General features: G+C 32.8%; 15 protein-coding genes and 2 pseudogenes. 14 read left to right on the top strand and 3 right to left on the bottom strand.

The genetic code is table 11. From position 1 onward, the window contains the following. Nucleotides 1-12: 12 nt before the first annotated feature. From QK892_RS10915 to QK892_RS10885, 7 genes and pseudogenes are all read left to right on the top strand, one after another. A complete protein-coding gene (locus QK892_RS10915) occupies nucleotides 13-1,461 on the top strand; it encodes a serine hydrolase domain-containing protein (protein WP_317273577.1) in 1,449 nt (482 codons plus the stop codon). Nucleotides 1,462-1,522: 61 nt separating this feature from the next. Then, a pseudogene (locus tag QK892_RS10910) lies at nucleotides 1,523-1,885 on the top strand (23S rRNA (uracil(1939)-C(5))-methyltransferase RlmD); the annotation flags it as partial. 424 nt (nucleotides 1,886-2,309) lie between these two features. Next, a complete protein-coding gene (locus QK892_RS10905) occupies nucleotides 2,310-3,050 on the top strand; it encodes an ABC transporter ATP-binding protein (protein WP_317273576.1) in 741 nt (246 codons plus the stop codon). Further along, nucleotides 3,047-3,823, top strand: a complete 777-nt coding sequence (locus QK892_RS10900; protein WP_317273575.1) for an ABC transporter permease — start codon at nucleotides 3,047-3,049, stop codon at nucleotides 3,821-3,823. Before QK892_RS10905 ends, QK892_RS10900 begins: the two co-directional genes overlap by 4 nt. A 14-nt stretch (nucleotides 3,824-3,837) precedes the next feature. Continuing rightward, the gene (locus tag QK892_RS10895) at nucleotides 3,838-4,584 is read left to right on the top strand and encodes an ABC transporter permease (RefSeq protein ID WP_317273574.1); all 747 of its coding nucleotides are present in this window, start codon (nucleotides 3,838-3,840) and stop codon (nucleotides 4,582-4,584) included. A 42-nt stretch (nucleotides 4,585-4,626) separates the two neighbouring features. Continuing rightward, a complete protein-coding gene (locus QK892_RS10890; protein ID WP_394855024.1) occupies nucleotides 4,627-5,307 on the top strand; it encodes a response regulator in 681 nt (226 codons plus the stop codon). Continuing rightward, entirely contained in the window at nucleotides 5,304-6,347 is a 1,044-nt protein-coding gene (locus QK892_RS10885; protein WP_317273572.1) for a sensor histidine kinase, read from the top strand. The genes QK892_RS10890 and QK892_RS10885 overlap by 4 nt, the downstream gene beginning before the upstream one ends. Before the next feature lie 503 nt (nucleotides 6,348-6,850). On the opposite strand, the gene QK892_RS10880 is transcribed toward QK892_RS10885, so the two are convergent. From QK892_RS10880 to QK892_RS10870, 3 genes are read right to left on the bottom strand one after another with little or no spacing between them, the layout of a single operon-like run. After that, nucleotides 6,851-8,179 carry a HAMP domain-containing sensor histidine kinase gene (locus QK892_RS10880; protein ID WP_317273571.1) on the bottom strand — a complete coding sequence of 443 codons (1,329 nt, stop codon included), beginning with the start codon at nucleotides 8,177-8,179 and terminating at the stop codon, nucleotides 6,851-6,853. Continuing rightward, nucleotides 8,176-8,850: a response regulator transcription factor gene (locus QK892_RS10875; protein WP_317273570.1), complete on the bottom strand. Its 675-nt coding sequence runs from the start codon at nucleotides 8,848-8,850 to the stop codon at nucleotides 8,176-8,178. Before QK892_RS10875 ends, QK892_RS10880 begins: the two co-directional genes overlap by 4 nt. Before the next feature lie 25 nt (nucleotides 8,851-8,875). Continuing rightward, a complete protein-coding gene (locus QK892_RS10870; protein ID WP_317273569.1) occupies nucleotides 8,876-9,790 on the bottom strand; it encodes an alpha/beta hydrolase in 915 nt (304 codons plus the stop codon). 399 nt (nucleotides 9,791-10,189) lie between these two features. Here QK892_RS10870 and QK892_RS10865 point away from each other — a divergent pair, with 399 nt between their 5' ends. From QK892_RS10865 to QK892_RS10835, 7 genes and pseudogenes are all read left to right on the top strand, one after another. Continuing rightward, entirely contained in the window at nucleotides 10,190-10,642 is a 453-nt protein-coding gene (locus QK892_RS10865; protein ID WP_317273568.1) for an SRPBCC family protein, read from the top strand. Nucleotides 10,643-11,032: 390 nt separating this feature from the next. Next, nucleotides 11,033-11,704, top strand: a complete 672-nt coding sequence (locus tag QK892_RS10860; protein WP_317273567.1) for a response regulator transcription factor — start codon at nucleotides 11,033-11,035, stop codon at nucleotides 11,702-11,704. Continuing rightward, nucleotides 11,704-12,738, top strand: coding sequence for a sensor histidine kinase (locus QK892_RS10855; RefSeq protein ID WP_317273566.1), 1,035 nt, complete (start codon nucleotides 11,704-11,706; stop codon nucleotides 12,736-12,738). The genes QK892_RS10860 and QK892_RS10855 overlap by 1 nt, the downstream gene beginning before the upstream one ends. Before the next feature lie 156 nt (nucleotides 12,739-12,894). Beyond that, entirely contained in the window at nucleotides 12,895-14,406 is a 1,512-nt protein-coding gene (locus tag QK892_RS10850) for an alpha/beta hydrolase family protein (RefSeq protein WP_317273565.1), read from the top strand. 128 nt (nucleotides 14,407-14,534) lie between these two features. Then, nucleotides 14,535-15,296, top strand: coding sequence for an ABC transporter ATP-binding protein (locus QK892_RS10845; RefSeq protein WP_317273564.1), 762 nt, complete (start codon nucleotides 14,535-14,537; stop codon nucleotides 15,294-15,296). 28 nt (nucleotides 15,297-15,324) lie between these two features. Then, nucleotides 15,325-17,268 carry an ABC transporter permease gene (locus tag QK892_RS10840; protein WP_317273563.1) on the top strand — a complete coding sequence of 648 codons (1,944 nt, stop codon included), beginning with the start codon at nucleotides 15,325-15,327 and terminating at the stop codon, nucleotides 17,266-17,268. Between the two features lie 42 nt (nucleotides 17,269-17,310). Next, nucleotides 17,311-17,421, top strand: a pseudogene (locus tag QK892_RS10835) (flavodoxin); the annotation flags it as partial. Between the last annotated feature and the right edge of the window lie 214 nt (nucleotides 17,422-17,635).

Below are 17,635 nucleotides of genomic sequence, written 5' to 3'. Positions count from 1 at the left end.
GGAGATTTTAAAATGATAAAAAAATTATATATTACTTTAATGCTAATAACATTTTTAATTGCATTAGTATTATATCCCGTATCAGTTAGCGCTGAGACTATTATAGACAAAGAGGCTATTGATGAATTTGTTACTGACTATATAGAGCGTAATGGATTACCTGGAGCATCAATTGTGATAGTAAAGGATGGTAAGCCAGTATACGAAAAGGGGTATGGTCATGACTCTGAAGGGAGACCCATAACAGAAAAGTCATTAATGAGAATAGGTTCAGTATCCAAGTCTTTTACTGCATTTTCAGTTTTACAATTGGTTGATGAAGGAAAAATCAATCTGGATGATCCAGTTATTAAGTATTTACCAGAACTTATAATGGATGACACTAGATTGCAAAATGTTACAATAAGGCACTTGCTAAGTCATACATCAGGGATTCCAAGTCCCACGATTGTGCCGCCAGCTAACACTTTAAAAGCAGGGGTTGAACGTCTACATAATTGGAAACTTAACTGGCAACCTGGAGATAAATATTCGTATGGTAATCCTAATTATTGGATACTAGCTCGATTAGTAGAAGTAGTAAGTGGTATGGATTTTTCAGAATATCTTAAGCAAAGGATATTTTCTCCATTGGGAATGGAAGACACTCTATCAGCTATAAATTCTGGTGATCCTGTGAAAGGGTTATCTCAAGGATACATAACAGCATATGGTACTGCACTTCCTTGGTCAGAACTTGAACAAATGTTTGCAGGATCAGGAGGAATAGTTTCAACAGCTACTGACATGGGTAAATGGCTATCAATGCATACTAATGAGGGAAAAAATGTGAATGGAGAAACGTTGCTATCGAAAGCATTGCTAGAAGAATCATATTCTCCTCAACCTGGAAGTCCTAAATATGGTCTTGGTTGGTCTTTAAGTTCTCCAGATGTTAAGCCAGCTCGAGTTTCTCATAGTGGAGCGTTATCTACTGTACAAGCACAGCAAGACATTATACCTTCAAGTGGATATGCAGTAGCAGTGATGCTTAATAGCTTTACAACCACATTAGAACACTCATATGAGATTAGTTCAGGAATTATTCAATTGACTGAAGGACAAATACCTGATACTAAAGCTTCTATTCCTAAGATAATTGATTTTTCTCTTGCTTTTATTACATTAATATACTTAATATTAGGTACTAAAGGTATTTTAAGGAGTAAGGAGTGGTCGAATAAACGTAAACTATATCCTACTTGGAGATATTATCTTCGTATAATGCCACAAGTAATTCCAGCATTGTTTATAGGTTGGTTATTTTTTATTGTTCCAAATCTACAAAATAATAGTTCTACAATTAAAGATGCTTTTGGTATTTGGCCGGCTGCTATGTTATTTTTATTTATAGTTTTCTTAGTAGGGGTCATAGTAACAGTTAGGAGATTATATTATAGGTGGGTATTAAATAAAAATTGATAGAAGATATGAATCCTGTATAAATAGTGGCTCTTATTTTATATGCTTTTAAAGAGTTCTTAAGTTTAATATATTACAACTTTCTTTTTTTCAAGTAAATCCTGTGCAAACAGAAAAGCTATATTCCAAAGCTTTAGAATATGCAGGTATAACAGGAGATGAAACAGTTTTTGATGCTTACTGTGGAACTGGAACAATAACACTTTTTCTTTCATAAAAAGCAAGAAAAGTTTATGGAGTTAAAATTAAACCAAGAAGAGTAGTTTATGTTTCTTGTGATCCTAGTACATTAGCTAGAGATTTAAAGGTATTATAGGAAAAAGTATATAGAACCGAAATAGTTCAGCCAGTTGATATGTTCCCTAAGACAAGTCATGTGGAGGTTGTGGTTTTCCTATCACGCAAGGAAAATAATAATATGTAACTTTTAACCTCTATTCACGTTGAGACGGTTTGTCTGCTGGAGAGAAAATAAGAATAAAACCCTTGAAAGTTGAATATATACGGTGATTTCTGGGGCGTTTTTTTATTTTAAAGGTTTTGCAATAGGTTGTTTTAAGGAAAATATCGATTGCCCTATAGATGAGAAGTATAAAAACGGCACGAAGTTTAGCTAAAAGGTTTTATTATTTAGCAAAAGAGAGGACCTTATTGCAAAAATATTAAATTAAAAGGTAAGTGCTAACCTTTAATAATGAAGTGATATACAACTCAAAAATTGTGTTTATAAAATTTTAATAATTTTCCCATCAATCTTTTATCTATTTATATGCAGTACTTTATTTTTATCATGGATACTAAAATAGAGCTAAAGAAATATCTCAAAAAATTAGAAAGGAAGATAGTTTATGATTTCAAATACGTTACTGCAAACGCACAATCTTACCAAATCGTTTGGGGGAAGAAAAATTATCGATAATTTGAACTTACATGTCATGAAAGGCGATATATATGGTTTTCTTGGACGTAACGGTCAAGGAAAGACAACTACAATACGTCTCATAACCGGTCTTATTTTTCCAGATGCTGGAGATATAACGATTGACGGACATAGTCTTGGAGATGATTTTAAGAAAGCTATTTCAAATGTTGGGGCAATTGTTGAATCACCATCTTTTTATGGGTATCTTTCTGGTTACGACAACCTCAAACTAATGGCGAATATCATACCCGGCATAAGAAAAGAAAGGATCGATGAGGTACTAGAAATCGTCAGATTAAGCTCTCGGGCAAAAGATAAGGTTAAGACATATTCGTTGGGGATGAAGCAACGTCTGGGAATTGCAAACGCACTCTTGAGCAGTCCGAAGTTGATCATCCTTGATGAGCCTACCAACGGGCTTGACCCTCAGGGCATGAAGGAAATCAAAGAAATGATCGTTCAACTTGCTTCCGAGAGGAATATAACCTTTTTTATTTCTAGCCATCTGCTGCATGAGGTAGAGCAAATCTGCAACCGGGTAGGGATCATCGAAAAGGGTAAGCTACTCAGTGAAGCAAGTTTGGTCGAGTTGACACAAAAAGCACCTGGGAAATCCCTAGAAGATATCTATTTTGAGATTACCGGAAAGGGCGGTGATCCCGCTTGAAGCTTCTGCAAAACGAGCTCTTGAAGCTTTTTAAAGCTAGAAGGCTATATGTATTTTTCTTGCTTCTTACGGCCACGACAGTTATCACAGTGTATTATTACATCAACCCAGATGCAGGTATGCAAACGGTTATAGAGCTAGCAAATGCACAGTCGCTCCCGATTGTACTAAAATATTCGACAGCACAATTTTTAAGCATATTTATGGCTATATATATCGCAGATATTATAACGGATGAATATAAGACCGGCTCGCTAAAACTGTCTATGCTTAGGCCAATTAGCCGGACAACGCTTCTGAATTCCAAGGTTGTTGCAATATTTGCCTTTATAGTTATTTTGATGTTTTTTTTCATTTTATCAACCTATGTCATAGGGATTGTCTCCTTCGGGTGGGGAAATAGTAGTGTATATAATGGAATAACTTATTCAACAATCGACGGGATTTTGTTGACTATAAAAGTATTCGCGGTATCAATTTTACCTCTTATAGCTTTTGGAATGATAACTACCTTCATTGCTGTTAGCTCTAATAGTATGACCACCACAATTGCTATTTCCATAGGCATAACGATGCTCGGGCAGTATCTAAATGCACTGCCATCTATTAAGGTTTTTTCAGTAGTTAATCAAATACTGTTTTTCAGTGACTACTTTGTTAAGATAAATAATCCTGGTGAGATGATGCTTAGTGTAATTGTCAACCTAGTATATATCGTAATCTTTTATCTGATGGCGGTAACTACATTTAAAAAGAAAGACATTTTATGTTGACGGAGGTGAAACATATGAGTAAACTAATATATAATGAAATTTACAAGGTGTTTCAGCTCAAAAAAATTTATATAATAATGCTCGTTGCATTGGCTGTTGAAATTTTAGTTGTGCTGCAAAGCAAATTTAATGGAGTAACGTCGGGGGTATCCATAAATGGACAGAAATTTCCTTTATTACTTCTTGATAACTTCTCATATTTGTTTGTTATATTTGTTGCCGTGTTTATTGCAGATAGCTGGGTTGACGAATACAGAACCGGTACGCTCAAACTTTCACTGCTTCGTCCTGTGAATCGAATCGCATTTTTAAGCGCAAAGGTAGCGTCCTTTCTTTTCTGTTCAGGATTTATTGTGGGATTTGTGCTCACGTCCGCATATGCTATTGGTACGCTGAGCCTTGGATGGGGTGAAAATGCTGGGATTTACCTTTTATTATTGACTCTGAAGTCTGGTGCAGTGACACTACTTCCTGTATTGGGTTTTGGGCTTCTTATATCGTTTATAGCGATCCTTACTGACAACATGGTCGTGACCATCGGTGGAACATTGGGAATCATGATTTTTTCGCAGATGCTTGAAGCTTCAGAAGCTCTTCGGGATTACTCCATCATTTACCTGATGAGGTCGTTCTACAAAAATCTCTTTGTCCAATATATTCAGGAAGCGGTTATAATGAATATAGTGGTGATTACCGCTTATATTATCATATTTTATGTTGGGTGCGTTTTGGCATTTTATAAAAAGGATGTGATCTCCTAATGCACCTGGAAAGGGTGATATTTCGTGCAAAATATAAAGATCATGGTAGTTGATGATGAATTGGAGCTTGCTGAGCTTATAAAAGACTATCTTGAAGAAGAAAAATACAGTGTAGTCATAAGCACTGACGGCAAGGAGGCTATCGAACTTTTTCGATTGCATCAACCTCAATTGGTGGTATTGGATATTATGCTGCCCGGACTTGATGGCATGGAAGTCTGTCGTACGCTTCGTTCTGAATCCAACGTTCCTATCATTATGCTGAGCGCAAAAAAAGCGGAGGTTGATAAAATTTTAGGATTAGGGCTTGGCGCTGACGATTATGTCGTCAAGCCTTTCAGCCCCAGTGAGGTTGTAGCAAGAGTAAAAGCGCAGCTTCGACGATTTAATATGCTCTCACCTTTGGATCATAAAGAACTTCGAAGATTCAGCGAATTGGAAATTGACATGAAAGGTTACATGGTTAGGATCAATGGAATTGCGATTGAGTTTTCGGCGAAAGAGTTTGAGGTGCTTCGCTTTTTAGCCCTTCATGCTGGTCAGGTACTTACAAGAGAGAAGGTCTTTGAAAATGTGTGGGGGTATAGCGAGTTTGGCGACTTGAACACAGTGACGGTTCACATCAAGAAAATCCGTGAGAAAATTGAAAGTGACCTGTCGAATCCCCAATATATAAAAACAGTTTGGGGTGTCGGTTATAGGTTTGATGGAGGTAAAAAATGAAGCTTGGCATTCGTAAAAAACTCATTATCGCCTTTGCTTTTATGATTGCAGTACCTGTACTTGTAGTTTTTGCTGTTGGAAGTAATATGGACACGGGAATAGGGAATGCTATCATCATAATATTATCACAGAGCATTGCATTTATTGCTTGTGCTTCTATCATTTCGGGCATTATTGCCTACAGTGTTCTTACACCCTTGAATGAGCTTCATAAAGCCACGAAAAGAATAATGGCTGGTGATTTGAATTATGAAATCAAGTATAAAAAGGATAATGAAATGGGCAGGTATTGCCTGGCATTTGACCAATTGCGTATGCAGCTGAAAGAATCACTTGAAAAACAAGATGCTCTCGAAAAGTCACGTAAGGAACTAATCGCAAGTATATCTCATGATCTGCGTACGCCAATTTCATCAATTCGCGGTTATGTCGAAGGCCTAGAGGATGGTATAGTCTACGACCGGGAGAGGTTTAATCGTTATATATCTGTAATTAAAAACAAAACCGAAAGCCTTGATAGACAGATTGAAAGTCTTTTCCAGTATTCCCAACTTGAGCTGAGCGAAGGTGAACAGGATTTGTGCAAACGAAATTCGGAAGAATTGCTCGAAGAAATACTTGAGCCATATGAATTGGAATTTGCCGATTGCAATATTCAACTTGAAATTGTGCGTCCATTCCCAAAGGTTGATATACTTGCAAATAAAAACGGTATATTACAAGTGTTTGATAACCTGATTTCAAATGCAAAACGTTATGTTGGGAAAAATGGCATCATTACCATCCAAGCAAATATCAATGACAGGTTTCTGAAAATTTCGGTGTCGGATAACGGTTCTGGCATAGCACCGGAGGACTTGTCTCGTGTTTTTGATCATTTTTATCGTGCCGAAAAATCACGCTCTCGCAATTATGGCGGTGCGGGACTTGGGCTTGCCATATGCAAGAGAGTTATCGAGGATCATGGAGGCAAGATATGGGTTAAAAGCATTTCCAATACTATAACAACATTCAGTTTTACGATACCGATTGTTCAATAAGAAATACAATGCAAATGTTGTCATTAGGTAGGATGATGAGAGGCTATGTTTTCTTTTAAAGAAGTATAGCCTCTTTTTTATAGCCTAGTACAGCGCAACGAAAAGGAGGAAAATAAAATCAACAATGAAAACTGAAAACAAAAAATATTGGATAAGCGTATTCATTTTGATAACAATAGGTCCACATTATTTTTTGTCACTAGACCGCTAGGTATTTTATCTAGGGGACCTAGTGGGATAAGTTTCACCAAATAGTACATAAATCTAGAGTGTTTTGTTAAATTGTATAAGAGTAATGTGATACCGAATATAGAGACGGTAGTGCTGATGTCAAGAAAGTATAAATGTGATAAAGAGAATGTGCATAATAAGTAAGAAATCAGGACTGATAAACTTTACCAGTCCTGATTTTTTATATGCTTAATTAAGAAATAATATCAATTTTACTGTAGTAGAAATTTTTACTTGAGGTCAACTTCAACTGTTATAATCGCTTATAGTTTCTAAACCAGTTCAACAATAAAGTTTGTACCAGAGCCAGATTCACTTTCAAAATAAATTCTACCATTATGTAGTTCTACAATTTTTTTTGATATGGCAAGTCCCAGCCCGCTACCTTCATTTGAACGGGATTTATCGCCCTTGTAGAACATATCAAAAATTCTACTTTTGTCCTCCTGTGCTATACCTATACCATTGTCTATTATTTGAAATTTGATTCTATCTTCAAGTTTGTTCAATAGTATTTTTATTGTTCCACCATCCCTGGAAAACTTGATGGCATTTGAGATTAGATTTATCCATACCTGCTGTAAAAGTTCCTCATCACCAGAGTATTCAAGCCGTTCCATTTGCAGCTCAAGATTAATACCTTTAAGGCTCCATTTATTTTCAAGGAGCACTATTACACGTCGAATCTGTTCATCTAAGGAGAAAACTGATGATTTTAAAACAATAGCCTGATTTTCAATCGTAGCAAGCCTCAGCAGATTACTACTTAAGTTACTTAGGCGTTCGGTTTCTAAAATGATTATATTGATATATTCATTAAAATCCTCTTGTGATAAACTTCTATCTCTGATAAGTTTTACGAAACCAGAAATGGCGGTAATAGGAGTCTTAAATTCGTGAGAGACACTTGAAATAAAATTCTTACGTAGATATTCCATGCTTTTAAGTTCAGTAGCCATTATATTAAAATTTTCAGCAAGTTGACCAATTTCATCTGAACTTTTTGTCTCTACTCTAATATTAAAGTTTCCTGATGAAACCTCTTTTGTTGCAAGAGTCAATTTCTTTATTGGCTTAACTAACATGCGTGCTGCTAGTGCTATTAAAACTGAATCTAGGAACAGACAAATAAGAAGGACATAGGCAGTGCTTTTGAAGTTTTCTATAAGGTTAAGGCTGGGGTGAATAATTACTACTTTTCCATCAGCACTTATACCTACAGCTGGCATAAAACGACGTTTTTTTAGATTTTCCAATTTTACTGTTTTACCGCTAAGTATTTCAGTATATTGTTCTTTTGAAATGGCATTTTTATAGTCTGAGTTATTTTGAATATCTTCATAGCTTGAGAATATATCTATTAAGATGTAATTATCTTTGAGAAGCCTTTGAATATCATAAATATCAGCCTGATATCTTTTATGAAAACTTTGAAAATTCTCAGCCTTTGCTAAGATCTCAGAGTTAATGTTTTTTTTCAATGCATTCCATCTTGTGGCAAAAATAATTGTAAAAGCAATCATGCAGCTAAAGAAAAGCGTACCTAGAAAAATAAAAATAAGTTTTAAATAAATTGACTTTATACCTAAATACCATTTCATAACTTTTTTTCCGCCTTATATCCGAGCCCTCTGATTGTGATTATTTCAAATTCTTTAAGCCCTTCAAATTTTTCTCTTAACCTTTTGATGTGAACATCTACTGTTCTTTCATCAGCCTCCGTATCCATACCCCAAATATCATCCATTAATTCTTGTCTAGTAAATATCCTTTTAGGATAGCTTAAAAGCTTAAAAAGTAGGTAGAACTCTTTTTTGGGGAGCATATAGGTATGAAGAGGGGTTTTGACTTCCAAAGTATCATAGTTTAGCTCAATACTACCAATTGATATTTTATGTTCATTGCTGATTTTAGCCCGACGGAGGAGTGCATTTACACGTAGTACCATTTCATTCATGTCAATAGGCTTAACCATATAATCATCTGTACCTGCACGAAAACCTCGCTTTTTGTCCTCAAATGTATCCTTTGCAGTAATCATAAGAATAGGCAAGTCGTAATTTGCTGCCCTTAAGTCCTCAGTAAGAGTAAATCCATCCATTAGAGGCATCATAATATCAGCAATCATAAGGTCAATATGATTAGTCTCAATAATCTTTAATGCTTCTACACCATTTTCTGCATGTAGTATGTTAAACCCCTCTGGTTCAAGATAAGCGCAAATAAGAGTTCTGATACTTTTGTTATCATCTACTAATAAAATATTTAGCATAATTATCACCCATTTTAATTATAACTTATTTATATATATCTTTTATATAGTCTTCCACCTCATCCCAGGCTTTATTCGCTTGCTCATTTACTGGAAATAACATTTGAAAGTCATGGAACATTCCATCATAAGAGGTTTGTATAACGTCAACTCCATCTTTAAGTGCCTTCTGAGTCACAGTTACTGTATCCTTTAAAATAACCTCATCTCCGCCAACCTGCATTAGCATTTGAGGCATACCAGCATAATCTCCATAAATTGGGGATATATAAGGATTTTTTGGATCGTTGTCGCCAACATATGCTACGTCTGCCTTCCTATAGTCTAGATTAGCCCATGCAGACATTGTGATTAGGGCAACAGGCATATCTATATTATTATCCCTTAGGTATAATGCAGTAGCAAGAGTAAGGCCACCACCAGCAGAATCACCAGCAATTATAATATTTTCTGCTATATATCCACTGTCTAAGAGCCATTGATATGCGGCTACAGCATCATCCAGTGCAGCAGGAAAAGGATTAGACGGTGCAACACGGTAGTCTATGGTCAAAACTTTAGCACCACTGATTTCTGCATATTTTACAGCAGTACGTTGATACATAGTTGGGTAGTCGGCTAAGGACTTTCGATAGGCACCACCGTGAAGTTGTAGAATTACTTTATCAGTGGTTGAATTTTCAGCATAAACCCAATTCATATTTAATCCGTTAAGCTCAATATTTTCTAACTTAAATCCTTTTGGAAATACCCATTCATCATTTAGCTCATCTAGAATTTTTGTGTTTTCGTTATCTTTTAAGCTTTCTAATTTAGTTTGAGAAGATTCTTTCACCTTATTTCTAATGAGACCACATCCACTTAATGAAAAAGTTACAATAACGATGGCGGCCATAAAGAAATATAAATTTTTACTAGAAATTTTTTGTTTATTTTTCATAAATTAATCCTCCAATCTTATACCAATAAATATTTGTGGACATGTAGAAGAATTAAATAATATTCTTTTACTAAGTCCTTGTTTTAAACTTAAGGTATTCTATGAAGTTATAGTAAAACCTTTTTATGAACTGAATATGAACTAGAATTAAGGAGATATAAGTCTCTTTTTCTGGCAACCATGTGATGATAAATATAATAAAGATATTTACTATATTGATAATAGGAGAAGCTTATGATATTGTATAGTAAAAAATTACAAGGATTAAGTTCAATCAGCATAAGAGTTTCTTATGAGAAGATAGTAAATAGTGAACTGAAAGTTAAAAGATGTAAATAAATCAGTTTGTTAACTAACTTGAATGAGTGATTATTACTCAGAAAGGAGTGTTTAAGAATTATGTATCAAGTACCAGAAGCGAAATCACAAATGTTGATTAGAAAACCAGTAAGAGAGGTATTTGAAGCTTTTATTGATCCTACCATTACTACAAAATTCTGGTTTACCAAAAGTAGTGGGAGATTAGAAAAAGGAAAATATGTCCGATGGGACTGGGAGATGTATGGAGTTAGTGCTGAAGTTTATGTAAAGGATATTGAGGAGAATAAACGAATTGTCATCGAATTTGATGACAACACAACAGCAGAGTGGATTTTTACTCCTCGAGCTGAGAACGAAACTTATGTAACAATTATAAATACAGGTTTTAAAGGTACTCAGAAAGAAATAATAAAACAAGTAATAGATTCAACAGGAGGATTCACTATTGTTATATGTGGCTTAAAAGCATTTCTTGAGTATGATATTGTTTTGAATCTTGTATTGGATCAGTTTCCAGATAATCAACTTTAATAGTACTCTATTTTTTGTATCATGTATTTTCATATAAATAAGTATGGAGACAGTAGCATGATATTTTTAGATGTGTATATTGCTGATTGTCCTGAAAGAACTGCTGAACGAGTAAGAAAATGGGTTGCAGCAATAAGGGAAGAGTTTTAACAAAATATTAAATAGCTATAATCTTATACATAGCAATAATAATGTGTATTTATATCATCTTATAGCTAAAATACATGTGAAGACATTTTAAAATTATTCATATTATATTCCTCCATGTAATTATCAGCATTTTAAATGTTTATTATGTTTATACATTACAATAGTAATTATGACATTAATATGACATAATTAATTTAGAGAGACTTAAATCAATAATATTAAAATGAGAGGTAAATTTTTATGTTTAAAATAATGATAGTAGAAGATGATAAAAAAATACAGGAAATTATCTGTGAAAATATTGAAAAGTGGGGTTTTAAAGGACTCTGCATACAAGATTTTAATAAAGTAGTAGATGAATTCGTGAAATATGATCCTCATCTTATTTTAATGGACATAAATCTGACTACTTATGATGGTTTTTATTGGTGTAGTAAAATAAGAGAAATATCAAAGGTTCCAATAATTTTTATATCTTCTAGAAATACTGAAATGGATATAATTATGGCTGTAAACATGGGTGGAGATGACTTTGTACAAAAACCATTTTCTTTAGAAGTACTGATGGCAAAGATAAATGCACTTTTAAGAAGAACTTATAACTATACAAATGATTTATTAAATATAATTGAATATAAGGGTGCTGTGCTTAACATTAAGGATAGCATGGTTATATTTGAGGATAAAAAATTTGAACTTACCAAGAATGAGTTTAAGATTCTATATACGCTTATGAAGGATAGGGGGAATATAGTAAGTAGAGATAAGATAATGAGGGCACTTTGGGAAGATGAAAGTTTCGTTGATGATAATACCTTAACGGTGAATATCAATAGACTTAGAAAAAAGTTGGAGGAGTTAGGGCTTATTGATTATATTAGGACAAAGAAAGGGCAGGGGTATATTATTTAATGAAGTTTAACAGATTTATAGCTGATAGAAAATTTTCAATACTGTGCTTTCTTTTGCTTATGATATTTATATCTCTAATGATACATTTAGATGATACAGTTACAGTAAGTTTGGGAAACATATTATATATTAATTTAGTTTCTTTTTCGTTTTATTTAATTTATTTAATAGCAAGCTACCTTTATTATAGAAGTTATTATCAAGGTCTATATGACATTGTTGAAAATAAGAGAGATGAAATAATAAATCGCCTTCCAAAGCCACAGAACTATAGTCAAATTCTTTTTCATGAGATAGTTTCTTCTTTATATAATGAGCAAAGCTCTAAAATACAAAGATTAAATGAGCAGAAAAAGGAGTATGAAGAATTTATAGACTCCTGGGTTCATCAAGTAAAAACTCCTATATCGGTTGGCAGGTTGTTGATTGAAAATAGTCCAAATTCTTCGAATAAGGAAACACTATACAGTATCGAAGAGGAATTCGATAAAATTGAAAACTACATAGAACAGGCTCTTTATTATTCTAAAATTGATTATTTCTCAAAGGACTATATTATAAATGAGATTGAATTAGATAGATTAGTTAAGGAAACTGTAAAAAAGCAGGCAAAAACATTTATTAATAAGAAAATAAAAATAGAAATTAGCAACATTGATTTAGAGGTTGTGACGGACAAAAAATGGCTTTCCTTTATTTTGGATCAAGTATTATCAAATTCTTTAAAATATACTTTAGATAACGGAAAAATAAAAATCTATGGAGTATCTGAAGAAAGGGCTAAAAAGCTGATTATACAGGATAATGGTATAGGAATTAAAAGAGAAGATCTTGGAAGGGTATTTGATAAGGGCTTTACAGGGTATAACGGAAGAGAAAATTATAAATCAACAGGTATAGGACTATATCTTTCTAAAAAGCTTGCTATAAAGCTTGGACATGATATAACAATTGAATCGCAATATGGTGAATATACAAAAGTAACAATCATATTTCCAAAGCTGTTAGACTATCTCCAGGTTTCAAAGAAATAGAGGAAGAATCATAAAAAAAAGTGGCGTTGCCGCTTTTTTTTATAAGTGACAAAAATGTAAGGAATAAATACAGTTTTGTAAGCTAACAAAATGGATTGAATCTCCTGCAGTTTATATAATGATATTGTAAATTAAAACAAAACAGGAGGTAATTTAATGAGAATATTAGAAATCATATTAATTTTGATAAATTTCTTGACTCTATTTTTAAGTTTAAAAAAATGGTCAAAGGTAATTAGGAGAGGGGTAGCAGGTGTAAATCTATCCGTATTCTTAATACATGGTATATTAGAAGGCTTACGTTATCAGATGATTTTTTCATACATTTTTGTAGTTATATTTGTAATTTATACCTTAGTAAAAACAAGTGACAAGTTTCTTAAAATAAAAATCCCAAAAGGAATAAAGATTATTGCCGTAAGTTTAGTCTTTGTTTCTCTTATAATTACATCTATCCTCTCATATGTCCTTCCTGTATTTGAGATTCCGAAACCAACTGGAAGTTATAATGTAGGTGTTAATTACTTGCATTTAGTTGATGAAAATCGTAATGATCCTTTCTTAGATAAATCAACTAAAAAGAGAGAACTTATGGTTAAAGTCTATTATCCAGCAAATAAAGACGATTCAAAACAATTTGAACGATATTTTAATAACTCATCTGAACTTATAAAACAATTTGCAGTAGGCTATGGAATGCCAGACTTCATATTTAGTCACCTAAACCTGGTGAAAACAAATTCGAAGATAGGTCTTGAGATATCCGATAAGGAACAAAACTATCCAGTGATTTTATTTTCTCATGGAGGAGGTACATCAATGGAAGTTCAAACTTCCCAGTGTGAGGATTTAGCAAGCCAAGGATATATTGTTGCAGCGATTGACCATACTTATGTTTCAAAGGCAACGATTTTCCCGGATAGAGCTGTTTCTGAAAGAGAGGCTACAACAAATTTTAATATAGTAGAGCCTGCAGAGATAATTACTGAAATCATGACTGATGACTCTCAATTCGTAATAGATAGTTTAATTGAAATGAATAATGGGAAAATAACTTCCATCTTTAAAGGAAGATTAGACCTTAACAGAATAGGAGCAATAGGGCATTCTGTTGGAGGAGCAACAGCATATAATCTTGCAATTAATGACAGCAGGGTTAGAGCTGCTATTAATCTAGACGGAAGAGTATTCATTACCCCTAAAGAGAATTTAGAAAATATGGCACCATTTTTAATGATCACTAATGATAAAGATATACAAATGATTGCAAATGGAGAAGGATTTTTGAAAAAGTTTGAAGACTTGACTGATGAGGAGCGAAAGAACATCATTTCAATGTACGGGAGTATGGAGAATTATAATGAAGCTTACAGAAAAGAACATGAAAATACAAGTGGGCTTATCAGAGTTCTTAAGGAGTCTGAAAATCTATTTTCTATTGAAGGTAGTAATCATATGAAATTTACCGATATTGGGTTATTTATAGATAGCGATCAGCTACGAGAATTAATAGGTATTAGCGGAAAGACAACTCCAGAAAGATGCCTTAACATAACAAAATCTGTAACATCTGCCTTTTTTGAAATGCATTTGAAGGAAGAAGAAAAAGGTCAACTTAATATTTTAACTAAAGAATATTCTGAATTAAAAAAAGTTGAGTTGAAATAATTTGTATTTGTTGCATACTGAGTATTAAGACCATAAGGGGAGAGGGAATGTATAAAATAGTGCAATAGAGATACATTTTATATAGATAGTAGGTAAATTTAAATAGGAAATAAATCGGAGGATTAAATATGAATGATGTTTTGATAACTAGGAATTTAGAAAAGGTCTATGGCTCAAGAGGAAATGTCTATAAAGCGCTTCACAATATAGATCTAAATATTAAAGAAGGTGAATTTGTAGGGATAATGGGGCCGTCAGGAGCAGGTAAAACAACACTCTTAAATATTATTTCTACAATAGATAAACCAAGTAGTGGTACAGTTGTTATAGGTGGAGAAGACATTGTAAAAATGAATGAAGAGAAATTATCTCTTTTCAGAAGAAATAAATTAGGTTTTATTTTTCAGGATTTCAATCTTCTAGATACATTAACTGTGAGAGAGAATATAGTTCTTCCGTTATCACTTTCTAAGGTAAGACTAGGTGAAATAAATAAAAGATTGAAGGAGGTTTCTATAGGTCTAAGTATAGAAGATATTTTGGATAAATATCCATATGAGATCTCTGGGGGGCAAAAACAGAGGACGGCAGCAGCAAGAGCTATTATCAACAAGCCAGCTTTAATTCTTGCAGATGAACCTACAGGTGCACTGGATTCTAAGTCATCTAGTGAGCTACTCCAAGCACTAAGCGACTTAAATGAAAAAAATAGAGCTACTATCATGATGGTAACTCACGATGCCTTTGCAGCAAGCTATTGCAAAAGAATAATCTTTATAAAAGATGGTTTATTATTTACAGAACTTACTAGGGGAGGAACCAGAAGAGAATTCTTTCAAAATATACTTGATGTGCTCAAAACCTTGGGTGGCGGCTTAGCTGAAATGTAATAAACTTACTATAAGGAGTGAAAAAATCGTGGGATTATTTGATATAGCCTTAAAAAATATAAAAAGAAACTTTTACAATTACTTTCTATACTTTATATCAATGGTATTCAGTATAATGATTTACTTTACTTTCACATCAATACGATATAATACGCAGGTTCAAGGAGTTATTAATGCATCAACGAATTTCTCCAGCGTATTTAATGTGGTCGCAGTAGTTATAGGATTATTTGTTTCCATTTTCATTTGGTATTCAAACTCATTCTTTATAAAGAGGAGAAAAAAGGAGATTGCACTTTATTCTCTACTTGGAATAAGAAAGAAACAAATAGGAAGAATGCTTTTCTATGAAAATATTGTTATGGGTATAGCAGCTCTTGCAACAGGTATTATTATCGGAAGCTTACTTTCTAAACTATTTAATATGCTTCTTCTAAAACTTATGGGATTTTCTACTGATATTTCATTTGAGATATCTATAAATGCTATTATGAATACTGTTTATGTATTTATGATATTATTTTTGATAACATCAATACATGGTTATAGCCTTATATATAGATTTAAGCTTATAGAACTTTTTAAAGCAGAAAAGCAAGGCGAGAGAGAACCAAAACCTTCAATAATTCTTTCTATAGCTTCTATAATATTTATTGGAATAGGATATTTTATATATAATAGGCCCGTATCGCCCTATACATTTATTATTATATTTGTAACCTTTATACTCACAACAATAGGAACTTTCATGCTCTTTTCTTCATTAATACTATTAATTATAAACCTTTCAAAGAAAAATAAGAGAAGATACTTTAAAGGAATTAATATGATAGGAACGTCTCAATTACTATACAGAATTAAAGCAAGTGCCAGAACTCTGGCAACAATTGCAGTATTGAGTGCAGCAACTCTTACAGCTATGGAGGTATCTTCAAGCTTATATTATGATCTTACAGTAAACCTACAAGAAAACTATGGATTTACCTATGCATATGTAAGCAATGATAGTTACTTGGATAAAGAAGTAGAATCTGTAATATCAAGGTATCCTGATAATAAAATTATTGACAGCATCGATATGGATTTTGCTAAAGTAAATGGACAGTGGCCAGATTTATTTTCTCAGAATGAGACCTATGAAGCGAGTTTCTATATAATATCAGAAAGCAAGTATAATGAGATTATGAATGTACGTGGGCTGAATGACAGGATAGAACTAAATGATAATAGTGAGGCAGTTGTATTTGGTCAAATTATTAATTATACCTCTCCATATGACTATACTGGAAGAACTATTAAAATAGGTAGTAATGATGAAATTGTTCCTTTAAAGGTTGTAGACTTTAAGGGATATTCCCTAGCAAACTCTGGAATGATGAGATATTCTGTCGTTGTAAAGGATGAGGTTTACAATAAATATCATTCAAATAATACCTATAGAATAAAAGGATATATTACAGATAATAAAAATCAAAGCGAAGAACTAACAAGGGAACTTGAAAGTCTACTTTTAGAGAAAGCTCCTCAGGAAGGAGAAAATTTTAGAACCTTCTCAGCCTATTACACAGAATATAAAATAGGACTTTCCTATTCTGGATTAGTAATTTTTATTGGTGCATTTCTTGGATTATTATTCTTGGTAGCAACAGGAAGCATAATATTCTTTAAGCAGCTGTCTGAAGCTAATGATGATAAAATTAGGTATCAAATTCTTAGAAAGATAGGAGTTACAAACAAAGAAATAAAAGATTCAATAAGAAAACAGATATTTATAGTATTCTCACTTCCACTTATTATTGGTGTAATGCACAGCTTAGTTGCATCGACACTTTTATCAAAACTTCTGAAGATAAATTTAACATTACCTATAATAATAACTGTTGCCTCATATACAGTTATATACATGATCTATTATTTTTTAACAGTAAACTCTTACTATAATATAGTTAATTCTAATAACCATTACAGATAACGTGTTGCAGAATTTATTCTCTAGCAATTTTAATAGTAACGAATTAATAAGATGCTGATTGTTTATTATTCTCTTTTTCAAAACACAGCAAATTTAGCTTTAGAAATAGCGATCCAGACTGATGGAGATATAAGAGAATTAATTCCTGATAAGAATTGGTTACAAAATGGCTAGAGACAATTGGATATCAATTATAGACTGAGACGAGACATTAGAATGAATAACTTACTAATGTTAGGGAAATTCTTATTTAATTGTATGAGCTAACATAAAAATAGTAGATTTTTTAATATCATAGGAAACTTGAGCTATAAAAGAAAATGTTCAAAATATATATTTATAGGTTCTATTAAGGTAATATGAATAA

Source organism: Clostridium lamae, assembly GCF_033043255.1.
Taxonomy (GTDB): Bacteria; Bacillota; Clostridia; order Clostridiales; family Clostridiaceae; genus Clostridium; species Clostridium lamae.
Note: the sequence above shows the minus strand (reverse complement) of the source record. Positions and strands in the feature narration are given on the sequence as shown.

Bases quoted from the DNA above. Each gene is read 5' to 3' on its own strand.
- QK892_RS10915 (WP_317273577.1), top strand. From the start codon at position 13: ATGATAAAAAAATTATATATTACTTTAATGCTAATAACATTTTTAATT.
- QK892_RS10905 (WP_317273576.1), top strand. From the start codon at position 2,310: ATGATTTCAAATACGTTACTGCAAACGCACAATCTTACCAAATCGTTT.
- QK892_RS10895 (WP_317273574.1), top strand. From the start codon at position 3,838: ATGAGTAAACTAATATATAATGAAATTTACAAGGTGTTTCAGCTCAAA.
- QK892_RS10890 (WP_394855024.1), top strand. From the start codon at position 4,627: ATGGTAGTTGATGATGAATTGGAGCTTGCTGAGCTTATAAAAGACTAT.
- QK892_RS10885 (WP_317273572.1), top strand. From the start codon at position 5,304: ATGAAGCTTGGCATTCGTAAAAAACTCATTATCGCCTTTGCTTTTATG.
- QK892_RS10880 (WP_317273571.1), bottom strand. From the start codon at position 8,179: ATGAAATGGTATTTAGGTATAAAGTCAATTTATTTAAAACTTATTTTT.
- QK892_RS10875 (WP_317273570.1), bottom strand. From the start codon at position 8,850: ATGCTAAATATTTTATTAGTAGATGATAACAAAAGTATCAGAACTCTT.
- QK892_RS10870 (WP_317273569.1), bottom strand. From the start codon at position 9,790: ATGAAAAATAAACAAAAAATTTCTAGTAAAAATTTATATTTCTTTATG.
- QK892_RS10865 (WP_317273568.1), top strand. From the start codon at position 10,190: ATGTATCAAGTACCAGAAGCGAAATCACAAATGTTGATTAGAAAACCA.
- QK892_RS10860 (WP_317273567.1), top strand. From the start codon at position 11,033: ATGTTTAAAATAATGATAGTAGAAGATGATAAAAAAATACAGGAAATT.
- QK892_RS10855 (WP_317273566.1), top strand. From the start codon at position 11,704: ATGAAGTTTAACAGATTTATAGCTGATAGAAAATTTTCAATACTGTGC.
- QK892_RS10850 (WP_317273565.1), top strand. From the start codon at position 12,895: ATGAGAATATTAGAAATCATATTAATTTTGATAAATTTCTTGACTCTA.
- QK892_RS10845 (WP_317273564.1), top strand. From the start codon at position 14,535: ATGAATGATGTTTTGATAACTAGGAATTTAGAAAAGGTCTATGGCTCA.